The organism is Tardiphaga sp. GW822-FHT04G09 (genome assembly GCF_058800725.1).
In genome coordinates, this window is record NZ_JBXAMO010000001.1 from 71,665 (window position 1) to 92,920 (window position 21,256).

Annotated in this window: 16 protein-coding genes; 12 read left to right on the plus strand and 4 right to left on the minus strand. The window is 60.6% G+C overall.

The window, feature by feature from the left end; all coding sequences use genetic code 11:
- Window positions 1-61: 61 nt before the first annotated feature.
- The 5 genes from AC1RLZ_RS00290 (at window position 62) to AC1RLZ_RS00310 (ending at window position 8,053) form a co-directional block, all read left to right on the plus strand.
- On the plus strand, window positions 62-1,396 hold the full coding sequence (locus AC1RLZ_RS00290) for a protoglobin domain-containing protein (protein ID WP_493187014.1): 1,335 nt from the start codon (window positions 62-64) through the stop codon (window positions 1,394-1,396).
- A gap of 72 nt (window positions 1,397-1,468) precedes the next feature.
- The gene (locus AC1RLZ_RS00295; protein WP_493187015.1) at window positions 1,469-2,851 is read left to right on the plus strand and encodes an ethanolamine ammonia-lyase subunit EutB; all 1,383 of its coding nucleotides are present in this window, start codon (window positions 1,469-1,471) and stop codon (window positions 2,849-2,851) included.
- A 225-nt stretch (window positions 2,852-3,076) separates the two neighbouring features.
- Window positions 3,077-4,660, plus strand: a complete 1,584-nt coding sequence (locus tag AC1RLZ_RS00300; protein ID WP_493187016.1) for a B12-binding domain-containing radical SAM protein — start codon at window positions 3,077-3,079, stop codon at window positions 4,658-4,660.
- A 41-nt stretch (window positions 4,661-4,701) separates the two neighbouring features.
- Window positions 4,702-5,469, plus strand: a complete 768-nt coding sequence (gene eutC, locus AC1RLZ_RS00305; RefSeq protein WP_493187017.1) for an ethanolamine ammonia-lyase subunit EutC — start codon at window positions 4,702-4,704, stop codon at window positions 5,467-5,469.
- A 244-nt stretch (window positions 5,470-5,713) separates the two neighbouring features.
- Window positions 5,714-8,053 carry an efflux RND transporter permease subunit gene (locus AC1RLZ_RS00310; protein ID WP_493187018.1) on the plus strand — a complete coding sequence of 780 codons (2,340 nt, stop codon included), beginning with the start codon at window positions 5,714-5,716 and terminating at the stop codon, window positions 8,051-8,053.
- Window positions 8,054-8,126: 73 nt separating this feature from the next.
- On the opposite strand, the gene AC1RLZ_RS00315 is transcribed toward AC1RLZ_RS00310, so the two are convergent.
- Window positions 8,127-8,627: a hypothetical protein gene (locus tag AC1RLZ_RS00315; RefSeq protein WP_493187019.1), complete on the minus strand. Its 501-nt coding sequence runs from the start codon at window positions 8,625-8,627 to the stop codon at window positions 8,127-8,129.
- Window positions 8,628-9,065: 438 nt separating this feature from the next.
- Between AC1RLZ_RS00315 and AC1RLZ_RS00320 the strand changes: the two genes are divergently transcribed.
- From AC1RLZ_RS00320 to AC1RLZ_RS00345, 6 genes are all read left to right on the plus strand, one after another.
- Window positions 9,066-9,308 carry a hypothetical protein gene (locus AC1RLZ_RS00320; protein ID WP_371419935.1) on the plus strand — a complete coding sequence of 81 codons (243 nt, stop codon included), beginning with the start codon at window positions 9,066-9,068 and terminating at the stop codon, window positions 9,306-9,308.
- 217 nt (window positions 9,309-9,525) lie between these two features.
- A complete protein-coding gene (gene hpnC, locus AC1RLZ_RS00325) occupies window positions 9,526-10,407 on the plus strand; it encodes a squalene synthase HpnC (RefSeq protein WP_493187020.1) in 882 nt (293 codons plus the stop codon).
- Window positions 10,404-11,258 carry a presqualene diphosphate synthase HpnD gene (gene hpnD, locus AC1RLZ_RS00330; RefSeq protein WP_371419933.1) on the plus strand — a complete coding sequence of 285 codons (855 nt, stop codon included), beginning with the start codon at window positions 10,404-10,406 and terminating at the stop codon, window positions 11,256-11,258. The genes hpnC and hpnD overlap by 4 nt, the downstream gene beginning before the upstream one ends.
- Window positions 11,258-12,508, plus strand: a complete 1,251-nt coding sequence (hpnE, locus tag AC1RLZ_RS00335) for a hydroxysqualene dehydroxylase HpnE (protein ID WP_493187021.1) — start codon at window positions 11,258-11,260, stop codon at window positions 12,506-12,508. The genes hpnD and hpnE overlap by 1 nt, the downstream gene beginning before the upstream one ends.
- Window positions 12,509-12,550: 42 nt before the next feature.
- Window positions 12,551-14,524 (plus strand): squalene--hopene cyclase, encoded by a 1,974-nt coding sequence (gene shc / locus AC1RLZ_RS00340; protein ID WP_371419931.1) that lies wholly within the window; start codon window positions 12,551-12,553, stop codon window positions 14,522-14,524.
- Window positions 14,521-15,255 carry a phosphorylase gene (locus AC1RLZ_RS00345; protein ID WP_493187022.1) on the plus strand — a complete coding sequence of 245 codons (735 nt, stop codon included), beginning with the start codon at window positions 14,521-14,523 and terminating at the stop codon, window positions 15,253-15,255. The genes shc and AC1RLZ_RS00345 overlap by 4 nt, the downstream gene beginning before the upstream one ends.
- Window positions 15,256-15,358: 103 nt before the next feature.
- Here AC1RLZ_RS00345 and hpnH read toward each other — a convergent pair whose 3' ends face one another.
- Together hpnH and ispH are read right to left on the minus strand one after the other, a co-directional pair.
- Window positions 15,359-16,528, minus strand: a complete 1,170-nt coding sequence (gene hpnH / locus AC1RLZ_RS00350; protein ID WP_371419929.1) for an adenosyl-hopene transferase HpnH — start codon at window positions 16,526-16,528, stop codon at window positions 15,359-15,361.
- A 42-nt stretch (window positions 16,529-16,570) separates the two neighbouring features.
- The gene (gene ispH, locus AC1RLZ_RS00355) at window positions 16,571-17,515 is read right to left on the minus strand and encodes a 4-hydroxy-3-methylbut-2-enyl diphosphate reductase (protein WP_493187510.1); all 945 of its coding nucleotides are present in this window, start codon (window positions 17,513-17,515) and stop codon (window positions 16,571-16,573) included.
- 394 nt (window positions 17,516-17,909) lie between these two features.
- Here ispH and hpnN point away from each other — a divergent pair, with 394 nt between their 5' ends.
- The gene (hpnN, locus tag AC1RLZ_RS00360) at window positions 17,910-20,498 is read left to right on the plus strand and encodes a hopanoid transporter HpnN (protein ID WP_493187023.1); all 2,589 of its coding nucleotides are present in this window, start codon (window positions 17,910-17,912) and stop codon (window positions 20,496-20,498) included.
- Here hpnN and AC1RLZ_RS00365 read toward each other — a convergent pair.
- Window positions 20,488-21,204 carry a DUF2147 domain-containing protein gene (locus AC1RLZ_RS00365; protein WP_493187511.1) on the minus strand — a complete coding sequence of 239 codons (717 nt, stop codon included), beginning with the start codon at window positions 21,202-21,204 and terminating at the stop codon, window positions 20,488-20,490. The genes hpnN and AC1RLZ_RS00365 overlap by 11 nt on opposite strands.
- Window positions 21,205-21,256 lie beyond the last annotated feature (52 nt).

Consider the following 21,256-nt stretch of genomic DNA (forward strand, 5'->3'; position numbering starts at 1 on the left):
TAGGTTGTGTTGCAAAGATTCGATTTCAGCCATTGGGGGAATTTCAATGCCGGACGCGACCATGATTTCAGAACGTCTGAAATTCAATCTCATCGATCACGACACCGTTGCGGCACTCCGGGAGGGAAAAACCTTTATTCTCGCAGAATTGCCGGTGATCCTCGATGCGTTTTACGACCACATCTCCGCGTTTGCGGAAACCGCCGCATTCTTCAAGAGTCGCGACCAGATGATGCATGCGAAGAAGATGCAGATCGCCCACTGGTCTGTAATCCTCGAGGGGCGTTTCGACGATGCCTATCAGGCTTCGGTGACCAAGATTGGCCAAGTTCACAACAAGCTCGGTCTTGAACCACGCTGGTATATTGGTGGCTACAATGCGCTGGTGTCAGGTCTTGTCGATGCCATTGCGCAACGGATGCCTGCAGGCAGGTTCGATTTCAAAGCAAAGAACAGGAGGAGCGTGCTTCAGACGGCTATCATAAAAGCCGCCATGCTCGACATGGATCTCGCGATTTCGGTCTATATCGAAGAGGGAAGGCGCGACCGTCGCGTGGTCCTTGATCGTATCGCCAATGATTTCGAGAAGATGATTGGCGGCGTTGTCAATATCGTCAGTTCTGCATCCACCGAACTGCAGGCAGCGGCGCAGAATATGACGGTGTCCGCTCAAACATCTGTGTCACAGTCGAATGTGGTTGAAGCCGCATCGAGGGATGCGACGTCTGGCGTGCAGGCGGTAGCGGTGGCAACCGAGGAACTGACCAGTTCCATCAAGGAGATCTCGCGGCAGGTGAACGATTCCGCGCGGATTGCTGGCGACGCCGTGCGTGATGCCGATGAGACCACGACCAAGATGCATCGCCTCGCGGAGGCTGCCCAGAAGATCGGCGCAGTGGTCGAATTGATCAATAATATAGCGGCCCAGACGAATCTGCTGGCACTTAATGCGACCATCGAGGCTGCGCGGGCCGGCGAAGCCGGCCGGGGATTTGCTGTGGTGGCTCAGGAGGTGAAATCGCTCGCCGAACAGACGGCGAAAGCGACCGCCGAAATCGCCGATCAGGTCGGCGACATCCAGAGCTCGACAGCCGAGTCGGTGATGGCGATCGGTACCATCACCGCCGTGATCAAGTCGCTGAGCGAAATCTCGGCCGCAATTTCGGCTGCGGTCGAGGAGCAGGGGGCCGCGACCAACGAAATCTCGCGCAGCGTGCAGGAAGCGGCAAACGGCACCAGCGAGGTGTCGTCGAACATTTCTGTGATCACGCGTCTTGCGGGAGAGACAGGAGCGGCTTCCGCAGAGGTTCTGGCATCCGCTTCAGAACTGTCGCAGCAGTCCGAAAAGTTGCGTATGGAAGTCGACAAATTCCTCGCGACCGTCAAGGCTGCATAGCACAGCTTTAGATGTTAGTCTGCTCGCGAGCGTGGCTCCGGACTGTTTTCGGTGCCACGCTCTGGAGCCGCAATGATCTTTCGTCAAGCCGTCGGCACGCAGTCATATGTCTTTGCGACCTTGCGCGAGTTGCTCGCCAAGGCAACGCCGCCGCGCTCCGGTGATCGGTTGGCCGGGATCGCAGCCGAAACCGCGGAACAGATGATCGCGGCGCGGATGGCGCTGGCCGACGTGCCGCTCAGCCAGTTCCTGCAGGAAATGGTCGTGCCCTATGAGGACGACGAGGTCACCCGGCTGATCGTCGATGGCCATGACGCATCGGCCTTCGCGCCCATTTCGGCCCTGACCGTCGGCGGCTTTCGCGACTGGCTGCTGTCGGATACCGCCACGCCGCAGGTCCTTCTGAACATCGCGCGTGGCATCACCCCGGAGATGGCGGCGGCAGTATCGAAATTGATGCGTAATCAGGATCTGATCCTGGTAGCCAAGAAGTGCGAGGTGATCACGCGCTTCCGTAATACGATCGGTCTGCGCGGTCGAATGAGTGTGCGCCTGCAGCCGAACCACCCGTTCGACGATATCAGGGGCATCACGGCATCTATTCTCGATGGGCTGATGCTGGGCTCCGGCGATGCCTGTATCGGCATCAATCCGGCGAGCGACGATCCTGCGGTGCTGGGCGGGTTGGTGCGGCTGCTCGACGAGGTCATCACCAAGCTGGATATTCCGACCCAGAGTTGCGTACTCACCCATGTCACGACCAGCCTTGATCTTATCAATCAGGGGGCGCCGGTCGATCTGGTGTTTCAGTCGATCGCCGGGACGGAGGCCGCCAATAGAAGTTTCGGCATCGATCTGGCGATCTTGAGGGAAGCCCAGGCCGCTGGCCTCTCCCTGAAGCGCGGCACGCTCGGCCAGAACGTCATGTATTTCGAGACCGGGCAGGGCTCGGCATTGTCGGCCAATGCCCATCACGGCGTCGATCAGCAGACGCTGGAGGCGCGGGCCTATGCGGTGGCCCGGGCATTCGATCCGCTGCTGGTCAACAGCGTGGTCGGCTTCATCGGGCCGGAATATCTCTATGACGGCAAGGAAATCATCCGCGCCGGTCTGGAAGACCATTTCTGCGGCAAGCTGCTTGGCCTGCCGCTGGGTGTTGACGTCTGTTACACCAACCATGCAGAAGCCGATCAGGACGACATGGACAATCTGCTGACGCTGCTCGCGGCGGCAGGCGTGACCTTCGTGATGGGCGTCCCCGGCGCCGACGACGTGATGCTGAATTATCAGTCGACGTCATTTCACGACGCGCTCTACATCCGCGACGTCTTTGGCCTCAAACGCGCACCGGAATTCGACGAGTGGCTGCAACGGGTCGGGCTCTCCGGAGCGGACCTTCGCATCCGCGACCGGGAAGGTCTGCTGCCCGATCTGGCCGCGCGTCTGATCGCCTGACGTCAATAAACCGTCATGCAGCATAGCGCTTTGCGCGCACTTGCGCGGAGCTGGTCACGACCTTGTCACCGCCTGCCACAATCTTGAAGAAATTCTGGCCCAGATTCGGACGTCGTGATTAGATCGCTCAAAGTATTCTGCAGGAGTGGAACGGTTTTATCTCGGCCACGTTATTGAAGGTTCAGCGCTTATCGGGGCCGCTGATGCATTCACAGAGGAATTTTGATGAGAGCTGAGGGCAGGCAGACGGTCCGGCGTATCCTGTGCGTCTTTCCGCGATACACGTCTTCATTTGGCACGTTTGAATATTCATATCCTCTGACCGACGGCGTTCAGGCCTTCATGCCTCCCCAGGGCCTGCTGCTGATCGCGGCCTATATGCCCGAGAACTGGGAAGTCCGTTTTATCGACGAGAACATCCGTGCCGCCACGCCCAATGATTTCCTGTGGGCCGAAGCGGTGCTGGTGTCAGGCATGCACATCCAGCGTACGCAGATGAACGACATCTGCTATCGCGCGCATTCCTACGATCTTCCGGTGGCGATCGGCGGACCCTCGGTATCCTCCTGTCCGGACTACTACCCGGCTTTCGACTATCTCCATATCGGCGAACTCGGTGATGCCACCGATCAACTGATCGATATCCTGGAAAAGGATACGTCGCGGCCGGACCAGCAGGTCGTGCTGAAGACCACTGATCGCCTGGACATGACCAGGTTTCCGATTCCGGCCTATGAACTGGCTGATATTCCGCGCTACTTCCTCGGCAGCATCCAGTATTCTTCGGGCTGTCCGTATCAGTGCGAATTCTGCGATATTCCCGGCCTCTACGGGCGCAATCCGCGCCTGAAGTCGCCAGAGCAGATCATCGCCGAACTCGACAAGTTGCTCGAATGCGGAATCATGGGCTCCGTTTATTTCGTCGATGACAATTTCATCGGTAATCGCAAGGCTGCGCTCGATCTGCTGCCTCATCTCGTCGAGTGGCAGAAGAGGACCGGTTTTGTCTTGCGCCTCTCCTGCGAGGCGACGCTCAATATCGCCAAGCGGCCGGAAATCCTTGCGCTGATGCGCGATGCCTGGTTCGGCACGATCTTCTGCGGTATCGAGACGCCCGATCCCGTCGCCCTCAAGGCGATGAAGAAGGATCACAACATGATGGTCCCCATCATGGAGGCGATCGAGACGCTGAACAGCTTTGGCATGGAAGTCGTGTCCGGCATCATCCTTGGCCTCGATACCGACAAGCCCGAGACGGGCCAGCATTTGCTCGAATTCGTGGAAACGTCACAGATTCCGCTTCTGACCATCAATCTGCTTCAGGCGCTGCCGCAGACGCCGCTATGGGACCGGTTGAAGAAGGAAGGGCGCCTGAACGAAGACGAGGGCCGCGATTCCAACGTCGACTTCCTGTTGCCGTATGAGGACGTGGTGAAGAGCTGGCGGCGCGCCATGGGGAGTGCCTATGTGCCCGAGAAGCTGCTCGAGCGTTTTGAATACCAGATCCGCCACACGTACCCGAACCGGATCAAGCCGCCGATCGGCGCCATGCTGACCTGGAAGAGCATTCGGCTCGGTCTGGTCATGCTGCGCAACATCTTCTGGAAAGTCGGCGTGCTCGGCGATTACAAGCGTGCCTTCTGGAAATTCGCGTTCCGGCGACTGGCGCGGGGCGAGATCGAATATCTGATCAGCGGGATCATGGTAGCGCACCACCTGATCAATTTCGCGCGCGATGCGTCCGGTGGTCAGACCAACGCGTCCTATTATTCGCTGAAGCTGCAGGACGCTGCCGTTCCGGCCGAATAGGCGATAGGCTGGGCGTTATGCAGACCGAAATGAGAAATGACATGACGTCGCCTTCGCCGCAACGCTCCCTCGCGGAGTTGCGGGCGCTGACCCCGGCGCGTGTCGGGCTCGGGCGGGCCGGAGCCAGCCTGACCACGCAAGCGTTGCTTGACTTCACTTTGGATCATGCCCGCGCGCGTGACGCGGTCCATGCACCTTTCGAGGCCGAAGCCATCATGGCTGTACTGGCTGGGCAGGGGACGAGCGCGCTGGTGGTGACGAGTCAGGTCGCAGATCGTGCCGACTACCTCAAACGTCCTGATCTCGGCCGTAAACTCTCCGGCGAAGCGCGGGAACTGCTCGTTCGGCGTAACAGCTCGGCGTGCGGTCTGGTGATCGTGATCGCAGATGGCTTGTCGCCGGCAGCCGTGAATGCCCATGCGCTTGGCTTGCTGGACAGGCTACTGCCGAAACTGGGCGGATACGATCTGGGCGCCGTTGTGGTTGCCGAAGGTGCGCGCGTTGCGCTCGGCGACGAGATCGGTGTGCTGCTGAAGGCGCGAATGACCATCGTGCTGATCGGCGAACGCCCGGGTCTGTCGGCGCCGCAGAGTCTGGGCGCCTATTTGACTTTCGCGCCGCAGCCGGGCCTGACCGATGCTGCGCGCAATTGCGTGTCGAATATCCAGTCCGCCGGCCTGTCCTTCGAGGAGGCTGCAGCCAAGATCGCGTGGCTTGCCCGTGAAGGGCTGAGTCGCGGCGTAACCGGTGTGGCTCTGAAGGACGAAAGCGGTCTGCAACTGGCAACGCCTCTCGCTGCGCCAGTCTGAGACAACAACCTCTGCGCTCTATTTTGTGACCTGAAACGCAACCAGTGGGCGGTCGCCGCCTTGCGATGTGTCATACAGACCTGCTACATCTGCGTGCGGCAAATTTACCGCATGTTTTCAAGGGCTAGCGCTGTTCGGTCTCGACAATCCCGGCCTTACTACTGCCCGCGACGCTTGCTAGGCAGACGCCGCAGACGACAGGACTGGACAGGGTATGCACGATACGGTTCCCCAAGACTCGGACATGAATAAATTGCGAAAGGGACCGATCAGCATCGCCTTCGGGCTCGAGCGCATCGGTCTAATCGCAGTGAAGGCGCCGCTGCTGTCCTGCGTGATCCTGCTCGCGCTGGTGATCGGCGCGATCTTCGGCATCCAGCGCATCAAGATCGACGATTCGCTGAGCCAGCTATTTCGTTCCGACAGCAAGGAATACAAGCAATATGAGGAAGTGACGAAGCGCTTCCCGTCCACCGAGTTCGACGTGCTCGTGGTGCTTGAAGGCAAGACGCTGCTTGCGCGCGACAATCTTGAAAAGATGCGTGAGCTCGTGACCGACCTGCAACTGGTCGATGGCGTGCGCGGGCTGATCTCGATTTTCTCGGCGCGTCAGACGCCGGCCCCCGGCAAGTTGCCGGCAGCGCTGTTTCCCAACGACCTTCCTGAAGGCGCCGACTACGACAAGTTCATCGAGACGGTGAAGCAGAACGAGCTGATCCGCGGCAAGCTTTTGTCAGATGACGGCACGCTGGCGCTGGTGGTGCTGTCGCTGGATCCGGCCGTGGTCAGCAACAGCAAGCTCAGCACCGTCGTTGCCGATATCCGCAAGACCATGAATGACGACCTGGCCAATAGCGGCCTGACCAAGGAATTGTCGGGCGTGCCGGTAATGCAGCTCGAAATCCGCAACGCGGTCGAGCGCGACGGCCTGATCTATAATATAGCCGGCATTCTCGCCGGCTGCGTCATTGCGATCATCTTCTTCCGCAAGATCTCGTTCATGATCATCGCGGCGTTTCCGCCGCTGCTGGCGATCCTGTTGTCGCTCGGCGCGCTCGGCTGGGCCGGCTTCAGCCTCAATATGTTCCTCAATGTGATGACGCCGCTGATCATGGTGATCAGTTTTGCCGACTCGATGCAGCTCACTTTCGCGGCGCGTGACCGGTTGATTGCGGGCGAGGACAAGTATTCTGCGTTTACGAATGCGGTTCGTGTCGTGGGCCCCGCTTGCGTCCTCACCCATGGCACCGCCGGCATTTCGTTCCTCGCGTTGCAGTTCTCCGACTCGGATCTGATTCGCGCCTTCGGCGAGGCCGGTCTCACGGCCACCATCATTGCGCTGGTTGCGGTGCTGTCGCTGGTGCCGGTATTCGGCGTGCTGCTGGTGCGCAACGAGAAGATCTTCGCCGCCAAGTTCCAGACCGCCGATGCCGGTGTGCAGGCGCTGCGCGCCTTCTGTTACTGGATCGCGGTGCGTATGGTCGGCCGTCCTGGCCTGTTCAGCCTGATCTCGTTGATCGTCGTTGGCAGTCTGGGTGTGGTCTATGCCAATCTCGAACCGCGCTATCGCTTGGCCGATCAGGTGCCGGACAAGGAGCAGGCGGTCGCTGCCAGCGGGCGCCTCGACGCCAAGCTGACCGGTGCCAATCCGATCGACGTGCTGATCGAATTCCCCAAGGGCGCGGATCTGTATTCGCCGGAGACGTTGCAGACCATCGCTGAAGTCCATTCCATGGTCGAGAAGCAGGCGGGCGTCGGCAATGTCTGGTCGCTGGAGACGCTGCGGCGATGGCTAGCGGAGAAGGCTGGCTCGACCGATGTCGCGACGCTGAAGGAATATGTCAGCGTGATCCCGGAGCATCTGGTGCGCCGCTTCATCTCGGCGGACCAGACGGCGGTGGTGGTGTCTGGCCGTGTGCCCGACAGCGATTCGAGCAAGATCCTGCCGGTGGTCGACAAGCTCGACAGCGCGCTGAACCAGGTGCGCACCAAGCACCCCGGCTATGAAATCGCGGTGACGGGTCTCTCGGCCATCGCGGCGCGCAACAGCGCTGGCATGATCGAGAAGCTCAATCACGGCCTGACCATCGAATTCGGTCTGGTCGCCGTCTTCATCGGCCTCGCATTCCGCTCGTGGGTGGTGATGCTGGCCTGTATCCTGCCCGGCATCTTCCCGGTGGTGCTGGCCGGCTTCGTGTTGTGGCTGCTCGGGGAGGGGCTGCAATTTGCCAGTGTGGTGGCACTGACAGTGTCCTTCGGTCTCGGCCTTAGCGCCACGATCCACTTTCTCAACCGCTTGCGTCTGGAAGACACGCCGGGCACCGATCCCGCGATCGCCGTCGAGCGTGCGACTGTGCTGGTTGGCCCTGCGCTGATCCTCACCACGGTCGTGCTGGCTTGCGGTCTCGTTGTGACGGTGTTCTCTGACCTGCCGTCACTTCGGCTGTTCGGCTGGCTCAGCGCCTTCTCGATGGTGGCGGCACTGGTAGCCGACCTGTTCATCCTGCGCCCGACCGCGATGTGGCTGATCAATCTGCAGCAGCGCCTCACGGGAAGTTCGGTTCTGGCGAAGCAGGCAAAATAGAGCACATTCTATTTGCAAAAGAAAAAGCCCCCGGATCCCGGGGGCTTTTTTGTAAATGCTATCGGAGTCGGCGTCAGCTCTTGACCATGTTGATCGAGACGCCACGAATTTCGCCCTTGGAGCTGATCGACACGGACTGCTTGTTGCCGCGGGTCGTCAGCGTGATGTTGGCCGCAAAGCCTGCGGCCTCGACGAAAACATCAATCTGGCCGCCGCCAGCCTTGCCGACCAGATTGCCGTAGACGTTCCGGCTGGCTTCGCTCCAGCTGCCGGAGACGTTATTGCCCTGGCTGGTGACATTGCTGGAGAGGTCGAACTTGTAGCTGTCGCTGGCGCAACGCAGCGTCTGAGCCAGCGCGCCGCCGCCGCCATCCACCTTGTAGGTCGCCCTGCAGCGAATGCGCTCCGATGACCCGTCCGACAACGACACCGTTCCGGTACCACTCCAGGCCCCGTCGAAGCCGGCGAACGGTCCGGACTGGGCATGGCTTGCGGACACCGACAGCATGAGAATTGCGCCTGCGCCGACGGCCTTGATGGCGCGCCCGAACCGCTTTGCTGAATGGAATGTCATGTGAATTTTCCCAAAATGGCGCCATTTAACCGAACCATGCCGCGCCCATCGAAGCTTAGGTGTCCCTGCACCCCTTTAGGTTCAATGGACCAATCATAATTAGACGATTGTAAAAGTAACATGTCACCGCTCACAAGCCGAAGGTTCCTGGAGCGGAACGGGCGGAGGACGGTGCGCTTCGGGACATTTGTCTTAAAAACGTTATTTTGTCCTGCGGGTGGACATTGGCCGGTCCGGTAGCCAGTGCGGCCATGTGCGCAAGTTTTCGCCGCATTTATTCGCGTCTGTGGTGGCGGGATGCTCTGTGTCCTGATTGCATCCATCGTCCCGAATTCGCCGATGCGCCTGAAGATAAAGCCTTCCCGGCGATGCGAATGTTTCGGTTTATGCTATGCACCACGCGGGCTGTGAATCTTGCCACCATACTGAAGGAAGACAATGCGTAAATTTCTCCTGGTACTGTCCGTGCTGTCCGCATCTGCCTCGACCGGCGCGTTGGCCCAGCAAAACCAGCCCCGCAGCGGCACCGACGCGGAGCAGAAGGCTTGCACCCGCGACGTGCAGAAGCTCTGCCGCACCCTCATGGATCAGGGCGACCTCGTGGTTCTGTCCTGCCTGAAGGAAAACCGCCCCAAGATCAGCAAGGCCTGCAACGACGTGCTGGTCAGCCACGGCCAATAAGCCCGCCGATATGAGATTACGGGCTCGTGGCCGTCCCGCGAGCCCGATTAAACGTGATCCGGCCCGGCACCGGCTGCGGCCGAGAGCGGCATATTGGCATTGGTTTCACCGGCCAATTTGCCCTATATGGGGGCTCGCGGCCGACCCCGCCTGCCGGTATTCCCGGACCTTGGCGGCCCCGAGCCACCCCGTTCAAATCCAACGTAGCCAGTTCTGGATGACCCCTGCGAGCGAACTGCGATCCGGCAAGACCGATCGTGACGAGAATTTTCCTGTCGCGTCGTGGATTATCCATCCGCGCCATCGGGCGCTGATTCTTGCCTTCTATAATTTTGTCCGGACCGCAGACGACATTGCCGATCACGCGCTGCTCGATGCGCCTGCGAAACTGGCCCTGCTCGACGAACTGGAGGCCGATCTGCTCGGTCAAGGCGACGGGCAGGCTGAAGCCGTCGTCCTGCGCGAGGCGCTCCAGACCCGCGGCATGGCTCCGCGTCATGCGCTGGACGTCCTGACGGCCTTCCGGATGGACGTGACCAAGCTGCGCTACGCCGACTGGGATGAGCTCATTCATTATTGCTCGTTCTCGGCGATGCCGGTCGGACGTTTCATGCTCGACGTGCACGGCGAAAGCAAAGCCACCTGGCCGGCGTCGGATGCGCTGTGCGCGGCGTTGCAGATCAACAATCACCTGCAGGATTGCGGCAACGATTATCGCGATCTCGATCGGGTCTACATTCCGCAGGACGTGCTGGACCGGCATGGCGCCTCGGTGGAAGACCTCAAACATGCGAAGGCGTCGCCGGCGCTGCTGGCCTGTATTCGCGAGCTTGTCGCCAGGACCGAGACCTTGATGCATGAGAGCGAGACGCTGACGGTCCACATCGCCGATGTTCGGCTGGGCTGCGATGTCGCTGTCATCGAGACCTTCGCCTGGCAGATCCTGAAGATGCTCAAGACACGCGATCCCCTGAGCGAGAAGGTTCATCTCTCCAAGGCGAGCATGGCCGGTTATGCACTGGCCGGCATTGCCGGCGGGTTGTGGCGTCGCGCCACAACAAGTGCGCCGCTGCCTCGTTCGACGACGCCCGGCGCATGAACCAGATGACCAGCGAAGTGAATAACAGCGAACCTCAGAGCGAGGTTCAGGGCGTTGCTGCCGGCAGCTCGTTCTATGCCGCGATGCGCATTCTGCCACGCGCGCAGCGTGACGCGATGTTCCAGATCTACAGCTTCTGCCGGCAGGTCGATGACATCGCGGACTCAGATGGTCCGCGCGACGCGCGGCTGGCCGACATGCAGCAGTGGCGCGCCGACATTGACGCGCTTTATGCCGGCAATCCGCCTGCGCGGGTACGCGACTATGTGGGCCCGATCAAACAGTTCGGGATGCGCAAGGAAGATTTCATCGCCGTCATCGATGGTATGGAAATGGATATCCCCGCAGATATCCGTGCGCCTGACGATGCGACGTTCGATCTGTATTGCGATCGCGTTGCCAGTGCCGTCGGCCGCCTGTCCGTGAAGGTGTTCGGCATGCCGGACGAAGACGGTATCCTGCTTGCGCATCATCTCGGCCGTGCGCTGCAGATCACCAATATCCTGCGTGACATCGATGAAGACGCCGGTATCGGTCGTCTCTATCTGCCGCGTGAGCTGCTCTATCACGCCGGTATCACGTCGAGCGATCCGGACGTGGTGAGAGCCAGCCCGGCATTGCCGAAGGTTTGCGCACCGCTGGTGAAGCGCGCGCAGGCGCATTTCGAAAAGTCCGATGAGATCATGGCGCGCAACAAGCGCCGCGTGGTGCGCGCACCACGGATCATGTCGAAATATTATCACGCCATCCTGGAATTGCTGGTGGCGCGTGGCTTTGCTTTGCCGCGCGACCCCGTTCGTCTCGGCAAGGCCTCCAAGATAGCGATCCTGCTGCGATACGCGATTATCTGATGCAAAAGACCGCTCATATCATTGGTGCCGGCGTTTCCGGCCTGTCGGCCGCCGTGCGCCTCGTCAATGCCGGCTTCAAGGTCCACGTCCACGAAGCGACGCAGCAGGCCGGCGGCCGCTGCCGGTCGTATTTCGACGCGCAGACACAGCTCCAGATCGACAACGGAAACCATCTGGTCCTGTCGGGCAACAACCACGTCGTTGCCTATGCGAAATCGATCGGCACCGAGACCGGGCTCGTTGGTCCGCGGCGCGCGCAATTCGAATTCGCCGATATCAAGACCGGCAAGCGCTGGCAGATAGATCTCGGCGACGGCAGGATTCCGACTTGGCTGTTTGACAAGACGCGCCGCGTTCCGGACACCAGCGTCGGCGATTATCTCGCGCTATCGCCACTGATCTGGTCGTCGAACGATCGTCTCGTCGGCGACGCTATTCGCTGCGAAGGCATTCTCTACGATCGCCTGGTGCAGCCGTTATTGCTGGCCGCGCTCAATGTCGATCCGCCCGAAGGTTCGGCCGGTCTGGCCGGCGCCATCGTGCGCGAGACGCTGCTGGCTGGCGGACATGCGTGCCGGCCACTAATCGCGCGCGCCGGTCTCAGCGATGTGCTGGTCGAGCCTGCGATCGAATTGCTGCGTGCCAAGGGTGCCGGCGTTCATTTTGGCCACGAGCTGCGCGGTTACACCATGAGTGGGGATAGGATCAACGAACTGAAGTTTGGCGCCGAAGATGTCATCGCGCTTGGTGCGGGCGACGTTGTGGTGATGGCTGTTCCGCCATGGACTGCGAAGTCGCTGCTGCCGGGCGTGAAGACGCCGACCGAATTCCGCGCGATCGTCAACGCGCATTTTCGCTACGTCCCGCCGGTTGGTCAGCCAGCCTTGGTCGGTGTCGTCGGTGGAATCATCGAGTGGCTGTTTGCCTTCGATAATCGTCTGTCGATCACCATCAGCAACGGCGATCACCTCGTGAACATGCCGCGCGAGGAACTGGCGCAGAAGATCTGGGACGACATCTGCAAGATCGCCAATATCAGCGCGCCATTGCCGCCGTGGCAGATCGTGCGTGAGCGCCGTGCCACCTTCGCGGCCACACCTGCGCAGAACGCTTTGCGTCCCGGCCCGGTCACGGATTTCAAGAATCTTTTTCTCGCAGGCGATTGGACCGATACCGGTCTGCCGGCGACTATTGAGGGATCGGTGCGGTCGGGTGACCGTGCGGCCGATCTCGTTCTGGCGATGCGCTAGTCGTCGCGCAGGCGGACGATCATTCACGACGAGTACGGAGATATGGCGAGCGAGATGCATTCGGTCAGTCCAGAGATCACAATTCAGAACGCGGCGCTCGAGACGAGCATCGCTTCGGCGAAGCAGGGCCTGCTGAAGTTCCGGCAGCCTGACGGCCATTGGGTATTTGAGCTCGAAGCCGACGGCACGATCCCGTCAGAATACGTGTTGTTGCGGCACTATCTCGGCGAGCCCGTCGATGCGGAACTCGAAGGCAAGATAGCCAACTATCTTCGCCGCACCCAGGGCAAGCACGGCGGCTGGGCGCTGGTGCATGACGGCGACTTCGACATGAGCGCCAGCGTGAAAGTGTATTTCGCGTTGAAGATGATCGGCGATTCGACCGACGCGCCGCATATGGTTCGTGCCCGCGAGGCGATCCGTTCGCGTGGTGGCGCCGTCAACGTCAACGTCTTCACGCGCTTCCTGCTCGCGATGTTCGGCATCATCCCATGGCGCGCCACGCCGGTGCTGCCGGTCGAGATCATGCTGCTGCCGATGTGGTTTCCGTTCCACCTCAACAAGATGTCCTATTGGGCGCGCACCACCATCGTGCCGCTCATGGTGCTCGCGGCGTTGAAGCCGCGCGCGCAGAACAAGAAGGGCGTCGGCCTCGACGAGCTGTTCCTGGAAGATCCGTCCAAGGTCGGCGGCATTAAACGCGCGCCGCATCAGAGCCGCGCGATGTTCGCATTCTTCACCGGCATCGACATTCTGCTCCGCGCTGCCGAGCCATATTTTCCGAAGAAGCTGCGCGCGCATTCAATCGCCAAGGCGGTTGAGTTCTGCGAAGAGCGTCTGAATGGCGAAGACGGTCTCGGCGCGATCTATCCGCCGATGGCCAATATGGTCATGATGTATGAAGTGCTCGGCTTCCCGGCCGACTATCCGCCGCGCGCCGTCCAGCGCCGTGGTATCGACAAGCTTCTGATTGTCGGCGAGGTCGAAGCCTATTGCCAGCCCTGCGTATCGCCGGTGTGGGACACCGCGCTGACCGCGCATGCGATGCTGGAGACCGGCGGCGATGAGGCGTTCGGTCCGGCCAAAGAGGGTCTCGACTGGCTGGCGACCAAGCAGGTGCTCGACGTGAAGGGCGACTGGGCGGTGAAGCGCCCGGATTTGCGTCCGGGCGGCTGGGCGTTCCAGTACAACAACGCGCACTATCCGGATCTCGACGACACGGCCGTGGTGATGATGGCTATGGATCGCGCCCGCCGCCAGACCGGCGGCAAGGAATACGACGTCGCGCTCGATCGCGGCCGGGAGTGGATCCTGGGCATGCAGAGCAGTGATGGCGGCTTCGCGGCGTTCGAGGTCGATAACCTCGAATACTACCTCAACAACATCCCGTTCTCGGACCACGGCGCGCTGCTCGATCCGCCGACCGAGGACGTCACCGCGCGTTGCGTCTCGATGCTGGCGCAGCTTGGCGATACCGTCGAGACCTCAAAGCCGCTGGCGGACGGCGTGGAATATCTGCGCCGCACCCAGCTCGCCGAGGGCTCATGGTATGGCCGCTGGGGCCTGAACTACATCTACGGCACCTGGTCGGTGCTGTGCGCGCTCAACGCTGTTGGGATCGACCATCAGGATCCGGCGTTCCGCAAGGCGGTGGCCTGGCTGCTGTCGATCCAGAACGAGGACGGCGGCTGGGGCGAAGATGCGGTCAGCTACCGACTCGATTACAAGGGATTCGAGGCGGCACCCAGCACGTCATCGCAAACGGCATGGGCCTTGCTCGCCCTGATGGCTGCAGGCGAGGTCGATAATCCGGCTGTCGCCCGTGGAACCCGGTACCTGATGGACACACAGACGGAAAAAGGACTCTGGGACGAGGCCCGTTACACGGCTACCGGCTTCCCCCGGGTGTTTTATCTGCGTTATCATGGCTACTCGAAATTCTTCCCGCTCTGGGCGTTGGCGCGGTTCCGGAATTTGAAGAGCACCAACAGCAAGACCGTAGGGGTTGGGATGTGATTTTGGGCGATGGGGGCATTTCGACCGCGGGCGACGCAATCGACCGCCGGCCGGTATTGATCGTCACGGGACTGGTCCAGGAAGCGAAGATCGCTGCCGGACCGGGAATGACTGTCATCTGCAGCTCAAGCGACCCGGTCCAGCTCCGTAGCCTGCTGGCAGACTTCGATCCCGGCGCCGTCCGCGGCGTGGTCAGCTTCGGCGTAGCCGGCGGCCTCGACCCCGATCTCAAATCAGGTGCTGTCGTTGTGGCCACGGAAGTGGTGGCCGGCATGAGCCGCTGGTCTGCTTCTGAAGCGCTGAGCGACGAATTGATCGCCGGTGCCGGCGTCGGTCGCCAGAAGGTGTTTCGCGGCGGTCTCGTCGGTGTCGAGAAAGTCATCACCGGACAGGCCGGCAAGGCCGCGCTGCGCTCGGAATTCGGAGCAGCTGCCGTCGATATGGAAAGCCACATCGCAGCCGAGTTCGCCGCCAAGGCCGGTTTGCCGTTTGCCGCACTCCGCGTGGTCAGCGATCCCGCCAGCCGTGCGCTGCCGGAAATCGCCACCACGGCGATCAAGCCGAACGGCGACATCGACATGCGCAAGGTGCTGCGCGGCATCGCCCGCAATCCGCTGGTGATCCGGGCGCTGGTTTCGACCGGGCGCGACTTCAATCGTGCGCTACGCAGCCTGCGCGACTGCCGCAGCTATCTGCTGGGTCACACCAACCTCGTTTCCGCGGACGTCTGAGCGCCGCTCTGGCGGCGTTTGCCGGGCGTCTCGCGCATTCAATCTTTCCATGAAAAAGGGCGCGATTTGCATCGCGCCCTTTTTATATTCAGCTTGAAATCGCTCAGGCGGCTGTCGAAGCCTTCTGCGCCTTTTCCTCTGCCTTGGCGGCAGCGGCGACAGCTTCTTCCTTGCGGATGTCCGACAGGCGCTTCTGAACTTCCGACGAGAACACGTACTGCGCCGGGCGCTGCTTGGTGAGGTCGATTTCCGGCGCCATCGGACCCGAAGTCTTCACGCCGCGCATCGCCACCCACATGGCCTTGAACGGGTTGCTGATGGCTTCGTCCGCGGCGGTCGGCTCGTAGCCGCAATGGGCCATACAGTCAGCACACTTCTCGTATTTGCCGGTGCCGTAGGTGTCCCAATCGGTGGTGTCCATCAATTCCTTGAAGGTCTTGGTGTAGCCTTCACCGAGCAGGTAGCAGGGCTTCTGCCAGCCGAAGATGTTGCGCGCGGGCATGCCCCACGGCTTGCACTCGTATTCCTGGTTGCCGGCGAGGAAGTCCAGGAACAGGCCGGAATGCATGATGTTCCACTTCTTGCCCTTGCCGAGCGCAAAGACGTCGCGGAACAGCTTCTTGGTCTTGGTGCGGTTCAGGAAGTGCTCCTGGTCCGGCGCGCGCTCATAGGCATAACCGGGCGACATCGAGACGCCGACGCCGAGCTCCACGGTGAAGTCCAAAAACTTCGCAATGTCCTCGGCGGCATGGCCGTCGAAGATTGTCGCGTTGACGTTGACGGCAAAGCCCTTGGCCTTGGCGGCCTTGATCGCGGAGACGGCCTTGTCGAACACGCCTTCCTGGGACACAGCCTTGTCGTGGTGATCCTTGAGGCCGTCGAGATGCACGGAGAAGAACAGATAGGGCGACGGCGTGAACAGATCGAGCTTCTTCTCGAGCAGTAGCGCATTGGTGCAGAGCGAGACGAACTTCTTGCGCTCGACCAGGCCGCGCACGATCTCGCCGATCTCCTTGTGGATCAGCGGCTCGCCGCCCGGAATCGCAACCATCGGCGCGCCGCATTCATCAGCCGCATCCCAGCATTCCTGCGCCGACATGCGGCGATTCAGAATGGCGTTCGGATAGTCGATCTTGCCGCAGCCGACGCAGGCCAGGTTGCAGCGGAAGAGGGGTTCCAGCATCAGCACGAGCGGATAGCGCTTCTGGCCGGTCAGCTTCTTCTTCAACAGATAGGAGCCGATTTTCATTTCTTTAAAGAATGGAATGGCCATTTCGTATTTTCTCTCTGCGCATCACATCGTGACGAAGGTGGATCAAACCGCGGTCAGTTCGGCGGGTAGCTTGAATTCGATAGTCTCTTCACGTCCGGGCAACACCGACACCGCAACCGGTCCGATCCGCCGCAAGGTCTCGATCACGTCATCTACAAGCACTTCTGGTGCGGAAGCGCCAGCCGTGATGCCCACGGCACGCGCATCCTTCAACCAGGCAGGGTTGAGTTCGCTGCCATCGGCAATGAGGTAACTCGCGACGCCGACTTCGGTGCCGATTTCGCGCAACCGGTTCGAGTTGGAACTGTTGGTCGCCCCGACGACCAGAATGACGTCCACGAGTTTGCTGAGCTCTCTTACCGCAGATTGGCGGTTTTGTGTTGCATAGCAGATATCGCGGGTATCAGGGCCCTCAATGTTGCTGAAACGCTGTTCCAGGGCCAAAATGATGTCCTTGGTGTCATCCACGCTGAGAGTCGTCTGGGTGATATAGGCGACCGGTTCCTGCGGTGACAGGGTCAGGGCCTTGACGTCCTCAACGCTCTGAACAAGGTAAACCGGGCCAGGCACCTGTCCCATGGTACCGTCGACCTCCGGATGGCCGGCGTGGCCGATCAGAATGACCTTGCGGCCCTTGGACATGTACCGCTTCCCCTGGTTGTGAACCTTGGTAACAAGCGGACAAGTTGCATCCAGAACAGGCAGGCCACGGGCCGCCGCTTCCTCCTCGACGCTCCGCGCGACGCCATGGGCGCTGAAGATGGTCATGGCGTTCGGAGGCACTTCAGAGAGTTCCTCGACGAAGATGGCGCCCTTGGCCTTCAGGCTCTCGACCACGTATTTGTTATGGACGATCTCATGGCGGACATAGACTGGCGCTCCATAGCGCTCGAGAGCACGCTCGACGATCTCGATAGCGCGCACGACGCCCGCGCAGAAGCCGCGCGGCTGAGCCAGAAAGATTTCAAGGGGACGACAGTCAAGCACGTGGTACAAAGTCCATAATCGATTCCGGTATAATCGCTAATTCTGTACCATAATCAGGCACATATCCAGCCCGGCTGGATATTTGAGCTGTTCTGTGTGACAAAAATCACCCAGTGTGCAATCACGAACCGAAAACGTGGTTTGCGACGACTGGCCGGATTGCGGTAATATTTTGCGGTTGCGCCACAAGAACCTGAAAACTCTCACTTGTTCGTCACTTTACGGCGCCACGAGGCATCGCTAACACGTCCGTTGCTACGGTGATCAGCACGTTTTATGCCATCCCATCACATTGCTGAAAGCAAAGCGCATCCAGTGCGAAAGTAATGGTTTGCGGAACACTCCCACGTGAACTGCATTCTTCGCGAGCCTCGTCCAAATAGAAAGAAAAAGCGTGCTGACAAGAGTTGTCGTCTCGATCGTGAACTTCTGCACCCGGTTTGCCCTGCCGGTGGTGCTCGCTTGTCTGCTTCTTTCGATTGGCGCGAGCTATTACACGGCGAAGAATTTCTCGATCAATACAGACATCAACAAGCTGATCTCGCCCAGTCTCGATTGGCGTCAGCGCGATATTGCCTTCGACAAGGCCTTCGATCAGGAGCGCCTGATCATCGCGGTGGTTGAGGCGCCTACGCCTGAATTTGCCAATGCCGCAGCCAATGCGATGGAAGCGAAGCTGGTCACCAATAAAACGGACTTCGACTCAGTTCGCCGACTCGATGGCGGTGCTTTCTTCGAGAAAAACGGCCTGCTGTTCCTTCCGACAAAGGAGGTTGCGCAACTGACGGGCCAGTTCCAGCAAGCTGCTCCCCTGATTGAAATCATGGCCGGCGATCCCAGTCTGCGCGGTCTTACCGGCGCGCTGGAGACCGGCCTCACCGGCATTCGCCGCGGGCAGATTCAGCTCGACGCGGCAGCACCGACCTTCAACGCCGTCTCGCAGACCATCGAGGACGTCCTGAAAAACGGCAAGGGCACCTTCTCATGGCGCGGGCTGGTCAGCGACAAGCCTCTGACCGATGGCGACAAGCGTGGCTTCATCGAGATCAAGCCTATCCTCGACTTCAACGCGCTTGAGCCCGGAAAGACCGCCACCGATGCGATCCGGCAGGCTGCCATCGACCTGAACATCGCTGGCGAATATGGCGCACGCGTACGGTTGACCGGCCCGGTCCCCATCGCAAACGAAGAATTCTCCACTGTGCAGGATGGTGCCGTCGTCAATGGTATCGGTACGGTTCTGATCGTGCTGGTCATCCTCTGGATGGCGCTGCACTCCGCCAAGATCATCGGCGCCGTCTTCGCAACGCTGTTCGTTGGCCTTGCCACAACCACCGCCGTCGGCCTCATGATGGTTGGTTCACTGAATTTGCTGTCGATTGCATTTGCCGTGTTGTTCGTCGGCCTCGGCGTCGACTTCGGCATCCAGTTCAGCGTGCGTTACCGCTCGGAGCGATACAAGAATGACAACCTGCCGATGGCTTTGACGAAGGCCGCCGAATATTGCGCAGTGCCGCTGTCGCTCGCCGCTTTCGCAACGGCTGCCGGTTTTCTGTCGTTCCTGCCGACCGATTACAAAGGCGTATCCGAACTCGGCAAGATCGCCGGCGCCGGCATGATGATCGCGTTCCTGACCAGCATCACCGTTCTGCCGGCACTGCTCGACCTCTTGAATCCCGCAGGTGAAAAGGAGCCCGTTGGTTATGCGTTCCTGGCGCCTGTCGACCGCTTCCTGGAAGAGAAACGCTTCTGGATCATCGGCATCACACTGGCGCTCACGATCGCCGGTCTGCCGTTGCTCTACTTCCTGAAGTTCGACTTCAATCCGATCAACCTGCGCAATCCGAACGTCGAGTCGATCGCGACTTTCCTCGATCTGCGCAAGGATCCGAACACCGGCGCCAATGCCGTCAACGTCATGACACCGAACGAGGCCGCTGCGAAACAGGTCGAGGAGCGTCTCTCCAAGCTGCCGGAAGTCGCTCGTACGATTTCGCTCGATAGTTTCGTGCCTGAGGATCAGCCAGCCAAGCTAAAGGCAATCCAGGAGGGCGCGAAGATTCTTGAGCCGGCCTTGAATCCGGAGTCGATCGACAAGGCGCCGACCGATGCCGAAAACGTCACGTCGCTCAAGGATTCGGCGGCAAGCCTGCGCAAGCTTGCTGGAACGCAGACGAGCCCCGGTGCCGTCGCCGCCAAGCGTCTGGCCGATGCATTGGCCAAGACCGCTGAGGCCAGCCAACCGGTGCGCGATCAGGTGCAGGCGACCTTTGTGGTGCCGCTCAAGCTCGCGCTGGGGCAGTTGCGTAATCTGTTGCAGGCGAGCCCGATCAGTTTGCAGACCTTGCCATCCGAACTGGTGAATTCGTGGAAGACCAAGGATGGCCAGATCCGCGTCGAGGCGCAGCCCAATGGCGATCCGAACGATAACGACACGTTGCGCAAGTTCGCCGATGTCGTGCTGAAGTCCGAGCCGCTCGCCGTTGGCGGTCCGATCTCGATCCTGAAGTCGGGCGACACCATTGTCACCGCCTTCATTCATGCGGGGCTTTGGGCGCTGATTTCGATCTCGCTGCTGCTGTGGTTGGCCTTGCGGCGCATCAGCGACGTGTTGCTGACGATCGTTCCCTTGCTGGTGGCGGGAACGGTCACGCTGGAAATCTGCGTGTTGATCGGCCTGCCGCTGAACTTCGCCAATATCATCGCGTTGCCGCTGCTACTCGGCGTCGGCGTGGCGTTCAAGATTTATTACGTGACGGCCTGGCGGGCAGGCTACAAGAACTTGCTGCAGTCATCGCTGACACGCGCGATTTTCTTCAGCGCGCTGACGACAGCTACGGCGTTCGGCAGCCTGTGGCTGTCGAACCATCCGGGCACCGCGAGCATGGGTAAACTGCTCGCGATGTCCTTCGTCGTAACGCTGGCGGCCGTGCTGCTGTTCCAGCCGGCGCTGATGGGTAAGCCGCGCGAGCCTAATGAGTGACCTTGTTGATCTCGGGCAGCAGGCAGATATCGCCGATATCGGCCGGCTGTCCCGGTGCGGTCGCTGTCGCTGTCGCGGTTTTCTGACCGGCAGGAGCCGCGGCCTTGGGAGTCCCGGCAGCAGGAGCCGGTGCGGCCTTGGGGGTAGCGGCAGAAACCGTCGGACCAGTCGCAGGGGCCATTTTGGCACCGGTGGCAGCGCCCGCCTTGGGTAGGGCGCCCTTGGCGGTGAGGTTCGAGGGGCTCGACGGAATCGACGGGCCTACGCGCGTCCAGGTCTGGCCGCCGCACAGGAAACCAAGGACACAGCCTTCGATTTCGAGTTCGTCAGGGGTGTCACCGAGTTTGATCGTCGATTTATAGAATTTTCCGTCCTTGGCGTTGTAAACCTGCCCCGCCCATTTGTCGTTTGCGGCATTCTTCTTCATGTCGATCAAGGTCACGATGCCCAAAGTGGGGCGCGTCTTCTTGGTGGCATCGGGGTTGTTCTTATCGATGCCGCCGGGGGTCTTTTCCCAGGCTACGGCACCCCACATGCTGCCGCCGCATTCGGCAACACGGATGTGGGCGACGCCATCTTCGACTTGCCAGTCGCCGGTCGGGTCTGCTGCAAATGCGGGTGACAGCCCTGCCGAAAGCAAGCCTGCTGAAAAAAGGATTCCGCAATATGTAAGACTGCGCGTAGTAATGCGTGGGCGCTGCAACATGTTTAGACCTATGCTTAAGTAGCGGTTCTCGGCGAAGTCAAATCGCCGCATT